Annotated in this window: 13 protein-coding genes; 12 read left to right on the forward strand and 1 reads right to left on the reverse strand. The window is 68.7% G+C overall.

The features are described 5' to 3' along the window. The first annotated feature begins 44 nt into the window (after positions 1 to 44). The 9 genes from ACGFH6_RS24125 to ACGFH6_RS24165 all read left to right on the forward strand — a co-directional run bounded on the left by ACGFH6_RS24125 (position 45) and on the right by ACGFH6_RS24165 (position 10,597). On the forward strand, positions 45 to 821 hold the full coding sequence (locus tag ACGFH6_RS24125) for an IclR family transcriptional regulator (protein WP_393387720.1): 777 nt from the start codon (positions 45 to 47) through the stop codon (positions 819 to 821). Between the two features lie 144 nt (positions 822 to 965). Beyond that, positions 966 to 4,118, forward strand: coding sequence for a sugar-binding protein (locus ACGFH6_RS24130; RefSeq protein ID WP_393387723.1), 3,153 nt, complete (start codon positions 966 to 968; stop codon positions 4,116 to 4,118). 14 nt (positions 4,119 to 4,132) lie between these two features. Further along, the gene (locus ACGFH6_RS24135) at positions 4,133 to 5,518 is read left to right on the forward strand and encodes an extracellular solute-binding protein (RefSeq protein ID WP_393387726.1); all 1,386 of its coding nucleotides are present in this window, start codon (positions 4,133 to 4,135) and stop codon (positions 5,516 to 5,518) included. Beyond that, a complete protein-coding gene (locus ACGFH6_RS24140; protein WP_360456867.1) occupies positions 5,515 to 6,405 on the forward strand; it encodes a sugar ABC transporter permease in 891 nt (296 codons plus the stop codon). Before ACGFH6_RS24135 ends, ACGFH6_RS24140 begins: the two co-directional genes overlap by 4 nt. Next, entirely contained in the window at positions 6,402 to 7,292 is an 891-nt protein-coding gene (locus ACGFH6_RS24145) for a carbohydrate ABC transporter permease (protein ID WP_393387730.1), read from the forward strand. Before ACGFH6_RS24140 ends, ACGFH6_RS24145 begins: the two co-directional genes overlap by 4 nt. 23 nt (positions 7,293 to 7,315) lie before the next feature. Continuing rightward, positions 7,316 to 8,203 carry an NAD-dependent epimerase/dehydratase family protein gene (locus ACGFH6_RS24150; protein ID WP_393387733.1) on the forward strand — a complete coding sequence of 296 codons (888 nt, stop codon included), beginning with the start codon at positions 7,316 to 7,318 and terminating at the stop codon, positions 8,201 to 8,203. Between the two features lie 13 nt (positions 8,204 to 8,216). After that, the gene (locus ACGFH6_RS24155; RefSeq protein WP_393387736.1) at positions 8,217 to 9,167 is read left to right on the forward strand and encodes an acetylxylan esterase; all 951 of its coding nucleotides are present in this window, start codon (positions 8,217 to 8,219) and stop codon (positions 9,165 to 9,167) included. Between the two features lie 36 nt (positions 9,168 to 9,203). Beyond that, on the forward strand, positions 9,204 to 9,617 hold the full coding sequence (locus tag ACGFH6_RS24160; RefSeq protein WP_393387737.1) for an ArsR/SmtB family transcription factor: 414 nt from the start codon (positions 9,204 to 9,206) through the stop codon (positions 9,615 to 9,617). Beyond that, a complete protein-coding gene (locus tag ACGFH6_RS24165; protein ID WP_393387740.1) occupies positions 9,614 to 10,597 on the forward strand; it encodes a cation diffusion facilitator family transporter in 984 nt (327 codons plus the stop codon). The genes ACGFH6_RS24160 and ACGFH6_RS24165 overlap by 4 nt, the downstream gene beginning before the upstream one ends. Here the strand turns inward: ACGFH6_RS24165 and ACGFH6_RS24170 are convergent. Next, complete coding sequence (locus ACGFH6_RS24170) at positions 10,551 to 11,063, reverse strand: GNAT family N-acetyltransferase (RefSeq protein WP_393387743.1); 513 nt, start codon at positions 11,061 to 11,063, stop codon at positions 10,551 to 10,553. The genes ACGFH6_RS24165 and ACGFH6_RS24170 overlap by 47 nt on opposite strands. Before the next feature lie 78 nt (positions 11,064 to 11,141). On the opposite strand from ACGFH6_RS24170, the gene ACGFH6_RS24175 reads away from it, so the two are divergent. The 3 genes from ACGFH6_RS24175 to ACGFH6_RS24185 all read left to right on the forward strand — a co-directional run bounded on the left by ACGFH6_RS24175 (position 11,142) and on the right by ACGFH6_RS24185 (position 13,148). Beyond that, positions 11,142 to 11,429 carry a DUF1905 domain-containing protein gene (locus tag ACGFH6_RS24175; protein WP_393387746.1) on the forward strand — a complete coding sequence of 96 codons (288 nt, stop codon included), beginning with the start codon at positions 11,142 to 11,144 and terminating at the stop codon, positions 11,427 to 11,429. A 214-nt stretch (positions 11,430 to 11,643) separates the two neighbouring features. Next, positions 11,644 to 11,949, forward strand: a complete 306-nt coding sequence (locus ACGFH6_RS24180) for a hypothetical protein (RefSeq protein ID WP_393387748.1) — start codon at positions 11,644 to 11,646, stop codon at positions 11,947 to 11,949. 41 nt (positions 11,950 to 11,990) lie between these two features. Beyond that, positions 11,991 to 13,148 (forward strand): epoxide hydrolase family protein, encoded by a 1,158-nt coding sequence (locus ACGFH6_RS24185; RefSeq protein ID WP_393387751.1) that lies wholly within the window; start codon positions 11,991 to 11,993, stop codon positions 13,146 to 13,148. The last annotated feature ends 19 nt before the right edge of the window (positions 13,149 to 13,167 follow it).

Genomic DNA, 13,167 nt, shown 5'->3' on the forward strand with positions numbered 1-13,167 from the left:
CTTCGAGGTTCACGGATGCGAACTCCGTCTGATATACCGAACACGTGAGCGACGCTGACAGACCGCCGGCCGTGAAGTCGGCGGCTCGGACCGTGGAGCTGCTGGAGGCGCTGGCCCAGGCCCCCGGCCGGCTGACGCTGACCGAGCTGGCCAGCCGGCTCGGTTACCCGAAGTCCAGCATCCACATGCTGCTCCGGACGCTGGTCGGTGCCGGCTGGGTCGAGTCCGACGAGCGCGGTACGGCGTACGGCATCGGCGTTCGCGCGCTCCTCGTCGGGACCGCGTTCCTCGACCGCGATGTCGTCAACCAGGTCGCGACGGCGCACCTCGCCGCGCTGCGTGCGTACCTCAACGAGACCGTTCATCTGGCCCGGCTCGACGGCGCCGACGTGGTCTATCTGGCCAGTCGCGAGTCGATGCACATCCTCCGCAGCGGGTCCTGGGTCGGTCGCCGGGTGCCCGCACACTCGAGCGCGATGGGACAGGTACTGCTCGCACAACTCTCGCCTGAGGAGGTCGAGGCGCGCGTCCCGGCCGAACTCAAGGCGGAGACTCAGCACACGATCGCCGACCGGCAGGCGCTCGCTCGCGAGCTCCAGGACGTCCGCGTACGGCGCTGGGCCGCCGAGCGGGAGCAGGATGCCCTGGGCCTGGGGAGCATCGCGGTGGCGATCCCGTTCGGCAACCCGGCGGCGTACGGACTCAGCTGCTCGATCCCGCTGTCGCGGTTCACCGATGCCCACCAGCGGGACGTGGTCGAGGCGCTCCACCAGCATGCCGAGGAGATCGGCGCCACCTTGCGTCGCCTGCCCAGCGCCTGAGCGCTGGACGTACGCCCTTCACGTCGCCCGGGGAGTCCCGCGCCGCACGAACCGTTGACACATCCCGGTTGGCCGCCTAACTTTTCGTCGTCGTTCAACATTACAGACTTTGTTCATGTATGTGAACTCGCGAAGGGACCGCCCATGCACGGTTCGGTTCGGAAGGTGCTCGCGGTGGTCGCCGCCGGAGTGCTGGCCGCCGTTCAGCTGGGATCACCCGCGCAGGCGGCGAGTGATCCCGGGATCGTCTTCACCAACCCCGTCGCCGCGGACGGGATCACCGCCTGGCCCGGTGACCCGGACAAGACCCCGGAGCACGCGGCGTCGAGCCGGCTCGGGGTGCCGTGCTGGCAGACCAGCAACGATCTGAAGGACCAGTACCTCTACCTGAACATCGACGCGGCCCGGATCCCCGCCGGCGCCACCGACGCGGTGCTCACGGTCAACTACTTCGACACTCCGGGCCAGCAACTGAGCGCGCAGTACGACAGCGTCAGCTCGGCCTTCACGCCGCTGCCCTGGTTCACGTTCCCCGGCACCGGCGCGTGGGCGACCACCCAGTTCCGGATGTCCGACGTCAACTTCCAGAACCGCGCGAACGGCGCCGACATCCGGCTGATGGCGAGTGCACCTGGTGGTGTCATCAGCTCGGTCTGCGTCTCGTCGGTCAGCATCTCGTTCGCGGACACGACTGGTATCACCGTCACCAACCAGAGTCTGGTGTTCACCCAGGGATCGGGCAGCGTGACGCTCACCTCGACCGCGTCGTCGGTGGCCTGGAGCATCACCGACGACCAGTACCTCCCCGTTGCCTCCGGCAACGCCCCGGTCTCCGGTGGCGCCGGCTCGATCAGTACGACGGCCCTCGGCCCCGGCTTCTACAACCTCCGCCTCACGGCCGGCCAGACGGTGGTCGGTACGACGCTCGCCGTCATCCCGCCGCTGCCGGCCGGAACCCAGTCCCCACAGGGCAAGTGGGGCGTGAACACCCACATGAACCACTACTACAACCTCAGTGGCGCGCTCATCCGCACCCTCGCCCTGGCCGGCTTCTCACACATCCGCGACAGCCTCGAGTGGACCCACGTCGAGTCCGGCTCACCCGGCAACTACACCGTCGAGCCGCAGTACGACGCGATGGTCGCGGACGCGAAGGCGAACGGCATCATCCCGCTGCTGGTGACCGGCTACCGCAACGCGCTGTACGACGGCGGGCACACCCCGAGCACCACGGCTGGTCTGGCCGGGTTCGGCCGCTACCAGAGCTTCTGGCTGAAGCACTTCGCGGGCACCACCAACGACATCGAGACCTACAACGAGTACTACCAGCCCGGCTTCAACGACAGCGCCTGTGGCATCACCGGCGCGTGCTTCCTGCAGCTGATCAAGGCGGCGTACCAGCAGACCCACGCGGACAACCCGAACGCGAACGTGATCGTCGACGTCGGCCCGAACAAGGGTGACACCTCGTTCCGCGACCAGTTGCTGTCGCTCGGCGGCCTGGCGTACATGGACTCGATCAACGCGCACATCTACACGTTCCCCGGCCCGGAGGGCGACCTGGACACCCAGATCCAGAACCTGCGCACCGCGGCGAACGCGCACGGCGGCACCGGCAAGCCGCTCTGGATCAGCGAGGAGGGCTACCCGACCGCCGCCAGCTCCGGTGGCTCGATGCTCGACCAGGCCCGCAAGTCGATCCGGAACGACACGATCATGATCGCGAACGGCGTCAGCCAGTTCTACTGGTACGACGCCCTGAACGACGGCACCAACCTGGACGACAAGGAGAGCACCTTCGGCCTCCTGCAGGCACCGGCCGGACCGATCGCCGGGATGGCGCCGAAGCCGGGCCTGGTCGCGAAGGCGACCACGATCCGCGCACTCACCGGCCTCGCCTACAGCGGCCGTGACACCCTGGCCGCCCCGCTGTACTCGTACCGCTTCGGTTCGGGTACGTCGACCACCCGCGTGCTGTGGTCGACCGGCACCGGCTCGTCGTCGGTGCAGCTCAACACCACCAGCCCGCTCCAGGTCACCGACATGTACGGCCACAAGACCACGCTGACCCCGACGCAGGGCGTGGTGACGATGACGGTCGACCAGGACCCGGTCTTCGTGAAGGGTTCGGCTACCGGGGTTGCCGTCACGGCGGCACCCCAGGCGAAGGTCGCGGCCGCGGATCCGTCCAACTCGCAGGAGCCGACCGCGGTCACGGTGACGATCAAGGGCACGCCGTACAACGCCGGCCAGGCCGCCGTGACGGTGGCAGGCCAGACCAAGCGGGTCCTGGTGCTCCCAGGCCGGAACTCCCAGGTCACCATCGCGGTCCCGGCCAGCGACACGCTCGGACCGCGGCACGTCGTCGCGACAGTCTCCCGGCTCGGGAGAACCACTGCCCGCTTGGTTGCCTGGACCACTGTCGAGCCGGCGACCAAGATCCGCGTCGTCCCGCAGCTCACCCAAGCTGCCCCAGCCGGCCTCGGCGTCGAACTGACCAACACCAGAGCGAGCTCGTCCGCCACGATCCAGGACCTGAGCTGGACCATCGCCGGTCAGCATGGAACAGCCGGCGCCGGCCAGTCGATAGAACCGGGGCAGAAGGCAACGATCAGCATCCCGGTCACCGGACTCGTGCCCTGGAAGGCCTACGCCTACACCGTCGACCTCACCACGTCCGACGGCAACAAGGTCTCGGCCAAGGGCACCACCGCGTTCGATCCGATCGTGCCCTCGGCAACGACTCCGGTCAGCTCGATCAACCTGGCGACCGACGCCAGTTGGCTCGCCTTCACCCGCCCCTGGGGTGGCGCCGCCGACCTCTCCGGTTCGGCGAACTTCCAGTACGACGCCACCGGGCTGACCGTCAACGCCGCCGTCACCGACGACGTGTTCGCGCAAACCGAGACCGCGCCGAACCTGTGGCGGGGTGATGGCCTGCAGTTCGCGATCAGCAACGGGCTGCCCGGCGAGAACGCAACCGCCACCGAGATCGGCGCCGCTCTCCTGCCGACCGGACCGGCCGTCTACAGCTTCGGCACCTCGGACGGCAGTCCGGCCGGGACCACACCGGGCGCCACCGCCGCGATCACGCGCGCCGACGGCGTCACGTCGTACCGGGTGAAGGTGCCGTGGGCGGCGCTCGGGTTCCCGACCGCGCCGGCCGGGCCGATCGCGATGTCCCTTGCCCTGAACGAGAACGACGGCACCGGGCGGGCCGGGGCGCTGCAGTGGGCCAGCGGCATCGTCACCGGCAAGACCACCACCTTGTTCCTCCCGGGAACGTTCACCAGCTAGCAGAAGGAGTAACTGTGCAGACCACACGACGGAGGACGGGAACGGTCGCCGCTCTGGTGATCACCACCTGCCTCGCGGCCACCGCCTGCTCGTCATCGGGATCCGGGAGCGCAGCGGACGGCGACGACGGCACGGTCACGATCACGGTCGGGCAGAAGCCGACGCCCGACCAGGCGGCCGCGCTGAAGACGTGGACCGACCGGGTCGCCGAGTTCGAGAAGGCGAACCCGAACATCAAGATCGAGGGCTCGGAGTACGGGTACGACGTTCAGACCTTCCAGGCCGACCTGGCCGCCGGGACGCTGCCGACCGTGGTCGCGATCCCGTACACCGACGTGCAGGGTCTGATCGAACGCAAGCAACTCGCCGACATCACCGACGTGGTGAAGGCGTCACCCATCGGCAGCAAGATCAACCCCGAGGTGCTGAAGACCGTCCAGGACTCCAGCGGCAAGATCTTCGGGTTGCCGGTGCAGGCGTACACGATGAGCCTCAACTACAACCGCGCGCTGTTCAAGCAGGCCGGGCTCGACCCGGACAAGCCACCGGCCACCTGGGCCGAGGTGCGGACGGACGCGAAGGCGATCGCGGACAAGACCGGCAAGGCCGGCTACTCGATGATGACCACCGGCAACACCGGCGGCTGGGTCCTCACCGCGATGACCTACACGTACGGCGGGACGATCGAGAAGGTGGACGGCGGCAAGGCCTCGGCCGCGTTCGACGACGCACCGATGAAGAACGCGCTGACCGCGCTGCAGGAGATGCGCTGGACCGACAACTCGATGGGCAGCAACTTCCTGTTCAACCAGAAGCAGCTGCTGCAGGAGTTCGCCGGTGGCAAGGTCGGAATGTACATCGGTGCGCCGGGCGACTACCGCGACGAGGTCACCACGATGGGCGGGAAGGGTGAGGACATCGGCGTCGCGCCGCTGCCGCTGGACTCGCCGGACGGCGGCACGCTGACCGGTGGCGCCGTACAGATGTTCAACCCGAAGGCGTCCAAGGCGCAGGTCGAGGCCGCGGTGAAGTGGGCGGAGTTCTTCTGGCTGGAGAAGTTCACCGACCAGGACCACGCCGTCACGGACGCGAAGACCGCGAACGCGGACAAGCAGTACTCCGTCGGGCTGCCGATGCTGTGGCTGTTCGACGACGCGTCGCAACAGCAGTACAACGCCTGGATCAAGCCGTACGTGAACACGGTCCAAGCGAACTTCGCGCCGTACACGAGCAAGGCGGCGTCGCTGAAGCTGATGATCGAGCCGCCGGTGGCCGGGCAGAAGGTGTACGCGAGCCTCGACTCCGTCGTGCAGACCGTGCTCACCAAGAAGGACACCGACATCGGCAAGCTGCTCGGCGACGCGTCGAAGACAGTCGACGGGCTGCTGACCAACCCGTGAGAGGACGTACGACGAAGTGGGTCCGGCACGGCGGGATCAGTACCTTGGTGTTCCTGATCCCGACGTTGCTGGTCTTCGGGTTGTTCTCCTGGTGGCCGATCGCCCGGGGCCTGGTCCTGGCGTTCCAGCAGACGAACCTGATCACTCCGGCGGAGTGGGTCGGCTTCGACAACTTCCGCAAGGTGCTCGCCGACCCGCTGCTGTTCACCGCTGTCCGCAACACTGCCTGGTTCGCCCTGCTGGCGTTGGTGTTCGGGTATCCCGCGCCGCTCGCACTCGCGGTCTTCGTTCGTGAGTTGCGCCGCGGCAGGGCGTTGTTCTCGGTGCTCGCCTACCTGCCGGTGGTGCTGCCACCGGTGGTGGCGATCCTGCTCTGGCGGGTGTTCTACGACGCGAGCGACGAGGGCCTGTTCAACACGCTGGCCCGGGGCATCGGTCTCGGTCCGTTCCAGTGGTTGCAGGACGCCCACTGGGCGATGCCGAGCATCGTGCTGGAGGCCACCTGGGCCAACGCCGGGGCGACGATGATCATCTACCTGGCGGCGTTGTCCGGCGTACGCGCGGATCTCTACGAGGCAGCCGAGATCGACGGGGCCTCGATCTGGCGACGGGTGGTGCACGTGACTCTGCCACAGCTGCGGACGATCCTGCTGATCACGTTGCTGCTGCAGATCATCGGGACCTTCCAGGTGTTCACCGAGCCGTTCCTGTTCACCGGCGGCGGGCCGGCGAACGCGACGACGACGATCCTGCTGCTGCTGTACAACTACGCCTTCATCAACGGCGACTACGGCGAGGCGACGGCGTTGTCGGTCCTGCTGGCGATCTTCCTCGGCCTGCTGTCGCTGCTGTACTTCCGGCTGACACGGCGCTGGAGCACGACATGACCGCCCGGGGCGAGGACCGCGGCCTGATCTCCGCGGCCGACCGGCGCCGTCCGCTCGTCCGCTGGTCGCTCGGCAGCGGTCAGGTTCTGATCCTGGTCCTGCTCGCACTGGCCGGCCTCGGGCCGATCCTGTGGCTGGCCAAGGCGGCCATCTCGCAGCCTCACGACCTCGCGTCGAACCCACTCGGTCTGTGGTCCGGGCAACCGCAGTGGCACAACATCGAGACGGCCTGGTCCCGGCTCCGGGTCGGTCCCGCGCTGGTCAACACGGTCTGGATCGCCCTCGGCAACTGGGCGGTGTCGGTGCTGGTGGCAACGACCGGCGGCTATGCGCTGGCGATCCTGCGGCCGAGGTACGCCAAGATCATCGACGGCGCCTTGCTGGCAACGCTGTTCATCCCCGGCGTCATCTCGCTGGTGCCGCTCTACCTGACGGTGATCGACGTGCCGATCGTCGGCGGGACGTTGATCAACACCTACTGGGCGATCTGGCTGCCGGCCGGTGCGAGTGCGTTCAACGTGATCATCACCGGACGGTTCTTCGCGCAACTGCCGGCCGAACTGTTCGAGGCGGCCAGGATCGACGGCGTCGGCAACTTCCGGATGTTCACCTCGCTGGTGCTGCCGCTGTCCGGGCCGATCATCGGCGTGGTGTCGCTGCTCTCGATCATCGCGGCCTGGCGCGAGTACCTCTGGCCGAAGCTGGTCCTGCCGGACCGGACCAAGCAGCCGTTGTCGGTGATGCTGCCGTCGATCCGCGACAACGTGCAGATCAACCTGTTCATGGCCGGACTGCTGATCTCGGTGGTGCTGCCGATCATCATCTTCCTGCTCTTCCAGCGCTACTTCCTCCGCGGGGCCGGTCTGGCCGGCGGGATCAAGGGCTGACCATCAACCTCGAAGGAGAACGCGTGACGGTGACCCGGGTGCTCGTGACGGGGGCGAGCGGCATGATCGGTCATGCCGTCGTCGGCGATCTGGTTGCCCAAGGCATCTTGGTGACCGCACTGGACCGGATCGAGCCGGACGGACTGCCGGCCGACCGGATGGTGATCGGGGACGCCCGCGACCCGGCCGCGGTCGACGAGGCGATGGCCGATGTGGATGCGGTGATCCACCTGGCCGGGCTGGCGTCGCCGGGCCACGGTACGCCGTTCGAGGTCTTCGGCGGCAACACCCGTGCGACGTTCGTCGTGCTGGAAGCCGCCGGCCGGCGAGGGATTCGGCGGGTCGCGCTGAGCAGCAGCTACTCGATCACCGGGTTGCCGTTCGCGGCCGGGATCCGGCACCCGGCGTACCTGCCGGTGGACGAGAACCTGCCGGTGCAGATCGAGGATCCCTACGGGCTGTCCAAGCAGGTCGACGAGGCGACCGCGCTGATGATGACGCGGCGGCACGGTCTGACGGTGGTCGCGCTGCGCCTGCCGTTCGTCGCCGACGACAGGCGTCGGCGCGATCGGCTCGCGGCGACCACGGCCGACCCGCTCTACGGATCGGCCGAGCTGTGGGCGTACCTCGATCTCCGCGACGCCGCCCGGGCCTTGCGATTGGCCCTCACCGCGCCGGTGTCCGGGTTCCACCCCGTTCTGGTCGCTGCCCCGCAGACGTTGGCGCCGTACCCGACCGACGAACTGCTGGCGAGGTATCACCCGACGGTCCCGGTCCGGCGGGCACTGCCGGGACGCGCGGTACCGATGGATCTGTCCCGGGCTCGCGACCTGCTCGGGTTCACCGCGGAGCATCGGGTCGAGCTCGACCTCCGGCCCCTCCCCGTCGACTTCACCCGGGCCGCCGGGTAGCGAAAGGACAGCTATGCCTTTGTTCGACAAGCCGCTGCCGGAGTTGCGCGAGTATCGCCCGGAGCGCAGCGAGCCGGCCGACTTCGACCTGTTCTGGCGGGACACCTTGGCCAAGGCCGAGACCGATCCGCTCGAGCCTGCGTTCGTCCGGTACGACGCCGGGCTGTCGACCGTGGATGTGTGGGACATCCGGTTCACCGGGTTCGGTGGGCATCGGATCGCGGGGTGGTTCCTGGCGCCGCGTGATGTGGCCGGACCGCTGCCGACCGTGGTGCAGTACCTCGGGTACCAGGGTGGGCGGAACTGGCCGATCGACTGGCTCGTGTACCCGGCCGCCGGGTACGCCGTACTCGTGATGGACACGCGCGGTCAGGGGACCGACACCGCCGATCCCGATCCAGGGGCGAACCCGCAGGTGCCCGGGTTCCTCACCCGCGGACTCGTCGACCGGGACTCCTACTACTACCGGCGCGTGTTCACCGACGCGGTCCGGGCGGTCGACGCGGCGCGGAGTCACCCGATCGCTGACCCGGCCCGGGTGGTCCTCGCGGGCGGAAGTCAAGGGGGCGGGATCGCGCAGGCGGTGGCCGGGCTGCGGACGGACATCGCCGCGGCGTTGATCGACGTACCGTTCCTGACGCACTTCCGGCGGGCGGCCGAGATGGTGGACAAGACCGGGTACGGCGAGATCGCCGACTATCTCGCCCGTCGTCGGGTGCCGCCCGAGGACGTGTTCGGCGTACTCGACTACTTCGACGGGGTGAACCTCGCGGCCCGGGCGACGGCTCCGGCCCGGTACTCGGTCGCGTTGATGGACGCGGTCTGCCCGCCGTCGACGGTGTTCGCGGCGTACAACCACTACCGCGGTCCGGCCGAGATCGACGTCTGGCCGTTCAACGGTCATGAAGGCGGCGCTCAGGTGCAGCGGATGCGCCAGCTGCGCTGGCTGGAGGAGACGCTGTAGCTTGCGGGGCGGTTGGGGTCGCCCTATTGTCGACGTATGAAGAGTTCTGCAGATGTGCAGGGCAGCGCGGCGATCGACGCCTGCAATGTCCGGGTCGTCGACCCGGAGCGGGTGGCGAGCGTCAATGCCAGGATGCCGGGGGAGGACGACATCGTCGACACCGCCGACGTCTTCGGCCTGCTCGGCGATCCGCGCCGGCTGAAACTGCTGGTCGCGCTGCTCGACGGCGAACTGTGCGTCTGCGACCTCGCCGCGGTGACCGGGCTGAGCGAGTCCGCGACCTCGCACGCGCTCCGGCTGCTGCGCGCCCACCGCGTGGTCGCCGTACGGCGGGACGGCCGGATGGCGTACTACCGCCTGGACGACGCACACGTGCGGATGCTGGTCGACCTCGCCGTCGCGCACACCGAGCACACCGACGCGATCCACCCGGAGAGGTCCGGTTCATGACCGCCGAGTCGCACGATCACGGGCACGGCCACGGGGTGAGTGCGGAAGCGGACCGGAAGCTGCTCAGCGGCGCGCTCGCGCTGATCGTCGGCTTCATGGTGGCCGAGGTCGTGGTCGGGCTCGCGGCCGGATCGCTGGCCCTGATCACCGACGCGGCGCACATGCTCACCGATGCGATCGCGATCGTTCTCGCTCTGATCGCGATCCGGCTGGCCGCCCGTCCTCCGGCCGGTGGGTTCACGTACGGATTCAAGCGGGTCGAGATCCTGTCCGCCCAGGCGAACGGGATCACGCTGCTCCTGCTGGCGGCGTACTTCGTCTACGAAGCGATTCGCCGGATGATCGACCCGCCCGAGGTGAAGGGCGCGCTGGTGCTGATCACCGGCGTCGTAGGCATCGTGGTCAACCTGCTGGCCACCTGGCTGATCAGCAAGGCGAACCGCTCCAGCCTGAACGTCGAGGGTGCGTTCCAGCACATCCTCAACGACCTCTTCGCCTTCATCGCGACGGCCATCGCGGGTCTTGTCGTCCTGCTCACCGGCTTCGCCCGCGCCGACGCGATCGCCGCGCTGGTGGTCGCCGCGCTGATGCTGAAGGCGGGCATCTCGCTGGTCCGCGACTCGGGCCGGATCTTCCTCGAGGCCGCGCCGGCCCGGATCGACCCGCAGGCCCTCGGCGCGGAGCTGTGCGCGGTCGAAGGTGTGGTCGAGGTGCACGACCTGCACGTCTGGGAGATCACGTCCGGTGAGCCGGCCGCGTCCGCGCACATCCTGGTCGCCCAGGGGCTCGACTGCCACCAGATCCGGGTCAAGGTCGAGGCGCTACTGGCCGAGCGTCATCAGCTGACGCACTCGACCCTGCAGGTGGACCATGCCTCCGGCAACGACCGCGACGCCCACTGCAGCGACGCCCACGGCACCGTGCACCGCTCGGTCACAGCCGCTGGGAGAGGACCTGACCCGGCCATTCCCAGTCATTGACCGGTACGGAGAACTCCACGTCCCGGACGAATCCCTGCTTCTCGTAGTACCGGACCAGTGCGCCGTCCCCGCCCGCGAAGCAGTCCACCCGGATCAACCCGACACCGGCCTCCCGCGCCAGCATCCGCGCGTGGTCGAGCAGTTCGGCACCGATGCCATGGCCCGCGGAGGCCCGATCGGTCACCAACAGCCGGACGTACAGCTCCGGCTCGTCCACCGTTGGTACGTACGACATCGCCGGCCCGACCGCGAGCGCCCCGACCACCCGGCCGTCGGCCTCGGCCACCCACAGTCCGTCGTCGGCGAACCCGGTGATCTGCGCGACCCGGCGCGGATTGGTCGAATGCGCCTCTGTGCCCCACTGGTCCGTCCGTCCCCGGGCGACCAGCCACTCGGTCGCCCCGTCGAGCAGCGCCAGCACCGCCGGTACTTCGTCCCGCCCCGCGCGGCGGATGGTGATCTGCACGAAACTCAGAATAGTTCGGGAGACCATGTCGAAACTGGTCCACCGGCCTCTACCTCAGGGTGTAGAGAGGAGCTCACCATGAGCGGCACGAACCAGAAGCTGGACAAGACCTTCACCGCACCGCTGCAGAAGAGCCCGGCCAAGGGCGGCTGGACCTACCTGCAGATGCCCGGCTCGGCGGAGTACTTCGGCACCCGTGGGCTGGTCAAGGTCCGCGGCACGATGGACGGCCACCCGTTCGAGAGCTCGTTCATGGCGCTCGGCGACGGCACCCACAAGCTGCCGGTGAAGGGCGACCTGCGGGACCGGCTGGGCAAGGAACCGGGCGACGAGATCACCGTTCACCTGCAGGAACGCCTCGGCTGAACCGGTTAGGCCCGGGCGCGTGACCGGGGCCACAGTCCGGATGAGAGCGTGGTCACGGGCGGTCATGTCCTGAGTAAGGACTGTGTGAAGAATCAGTCCTGACGGGCCGCACGGGTGTGGATCATCCGGCGCCGGACCGTAAGTTCGGTCCGGGTGGTCAGTCGAGGTCAGGAGTGAACGAAGTGCAACGGGGCTCACGGGGTACGCCGTCGGCGTGCCCGAAACCAACTGTGCCGGGGTCGTCGTGACGACACTGAACAAGATTCTCGCCATCGCCGGGACCGTGCTGGTCCTCGGCGGGCTGGCGCTCGGCTTCCGGTCGGTCTCGGCCGGTGGCACGGACTGCGGTTCGGCCTTCCAGCCGGCCGGTGGGGTCACTCCGATGGCGTGCGACGGTGCCCTGAACAGCGCGGGCACCCTGGTCACGATCGTGCTCAGCGCCGGCGTGCTGTGCCTGATCGCGGCGGTCACGGTCCGGGTCGTCCTCGCCAGGGTCGTCCGCGCCAAGGTGAACGCCTGAATTCAGGTGCAGGCAGCAGGTGGTCGCGACAGACTGCGGCTGTGACTGTCGAAGCATTCCGGTTGGACGTGCCGGAGACCGAACTGGCGGATCTGCGCGCGCGGCTGGACCTGGTCCGATGGCCGGACCAGTTGCCTGGCACCGGCTGGGAGTACGGCGTACCGCTGGCTCATCTGCAGGAGCTGGTCGAGTACTGGCGGCATGAGTACGACTGGCGCCGGGCCGAGGCGCGGCTGAACGAGTGGCCGCAGTTCACCACCACGATCGACGGCGCGAACGTGCACTTCGCCCACCTCCGCTCTCCGGAGCCGGACGCGCCACCGCTGATCATCACCCACGGCTGGCCCGGTTCGATCGTCGAGTTCACCGAGATCGCCGGGCCGTTGTCCGACCCGCGCGCGTACGGCGGTGACCCTGCGGACGCGTTCCATCTGGTCATCCCGAGCATCCCGGGCTTCGGGCTGTCGGGTCCGACCCGGGAGACCGGCTGGGAACTGCTCCGGGTCGCGAACGCGTGGTCGGCCCTGATGTCCCGGCTCGGCTACGACCGGTACGGCGTACAGGGTGGCGACTGGGGCGGCGGGATCTCGCGGGAGCTCGGGCGGATCCACGCCGACGAGGTGATCGGCGTACACCTCAATCTCATCCCTGGTGGCGGCGCGATCTCCGAGCCGACGCCGGCGGAACTCGAGCCGCTCGACGCCGCCGAGCGCGAACGGACCTGGGCCTCGTGGCGACGGTTCCAGCACTGGACGAAGGAACTGCAGGGGTACGCCGACCTGCAGATGACGCGACCGCAGACGGTCGCCTACGCGCTGACCGACTCACCGGTGGGGCAGTTGGCCTGGATCGCGGAGAAGTTCGAGGCGTGGTCCGACCCCGCCAGCACGATCGACCGCGATCTCCTGCTGACCAACGTGATGCTCTACTGGCTCACCCGTACGGCGGGATCGTCCGGCCGGATCTACTACGAACGGGCCCACGCGCCGTACTGGGGTCAGCCGGCCGAGCCGTCCACCACCCCGACCGCCCTGCTGGATCTGGCGTACGACAACTTCATCCCGCTCCGGCACAAGGTCGCCCGCACAGACAACGTGGTCCGCTGGACCAGTCACCCGCACGGCGGCCACTTCGCCGCCCTCGAACAGCCGGACGTCCTGGTCGCCGACATCCGGGCCTTCTTCCGGTCGCTGAAGTGAGCCGAACTATGTTTACCGC

Origin of the sequence: Kribbella sp. NPDC049227 (assembly GCF_043197265.1) — a bacterium.
Classification (GTDB): Bacteria; Actinomycetota; Actinomycetes; order Propionibacteriales; family Kribbellaceae; genus Kribbella.

Coding starts and splice junctions, on each gene's coding strand:
- ACGFH6_RS24130 (WP_393387723.1), top strand. CDS start 966: ATGCACGGTTCGGTTCGGAAGGTGCTCGCGGTGGTCGCCGCCGGAGTG.
- ACGFH6_RS24145 (WP_393387730.1), top strand. CDS start 6,402: ATGACCGCCCGGGGCGAGGACCGCGGCCTGATCTCCGCGGCCGACCGG.
- ACGFH6_RS24155 (WP_393387736.1), top strand. CDS start 8,217: ATGCCTTTGTTCGACAAGCCGCTGCCGGAGTTGCGCGAGTATCGCCCG.
- ACGFH6_RS24160 (WP_393387737.1), top strand. CDS start 9,204: ATGAAGAGTTCTGCAGATGTGCAGGGCAGCGCGGCGATCGACGCCTGC.
- ACGFH6_RS24165 (WP_393387740.1), top strand. CDS start 9,614: ATGACCGCCGAGTCGCACGATCACGGGCACGGCCACGGGGTGAGTGCG.
- ACGFH6_RS24175 (WP_393387746.1), top strand. CDS start 11,142: ATGAGCGGCACGAACCAGAAGCTGGACAAGACCTTCACCGCACCGCTG.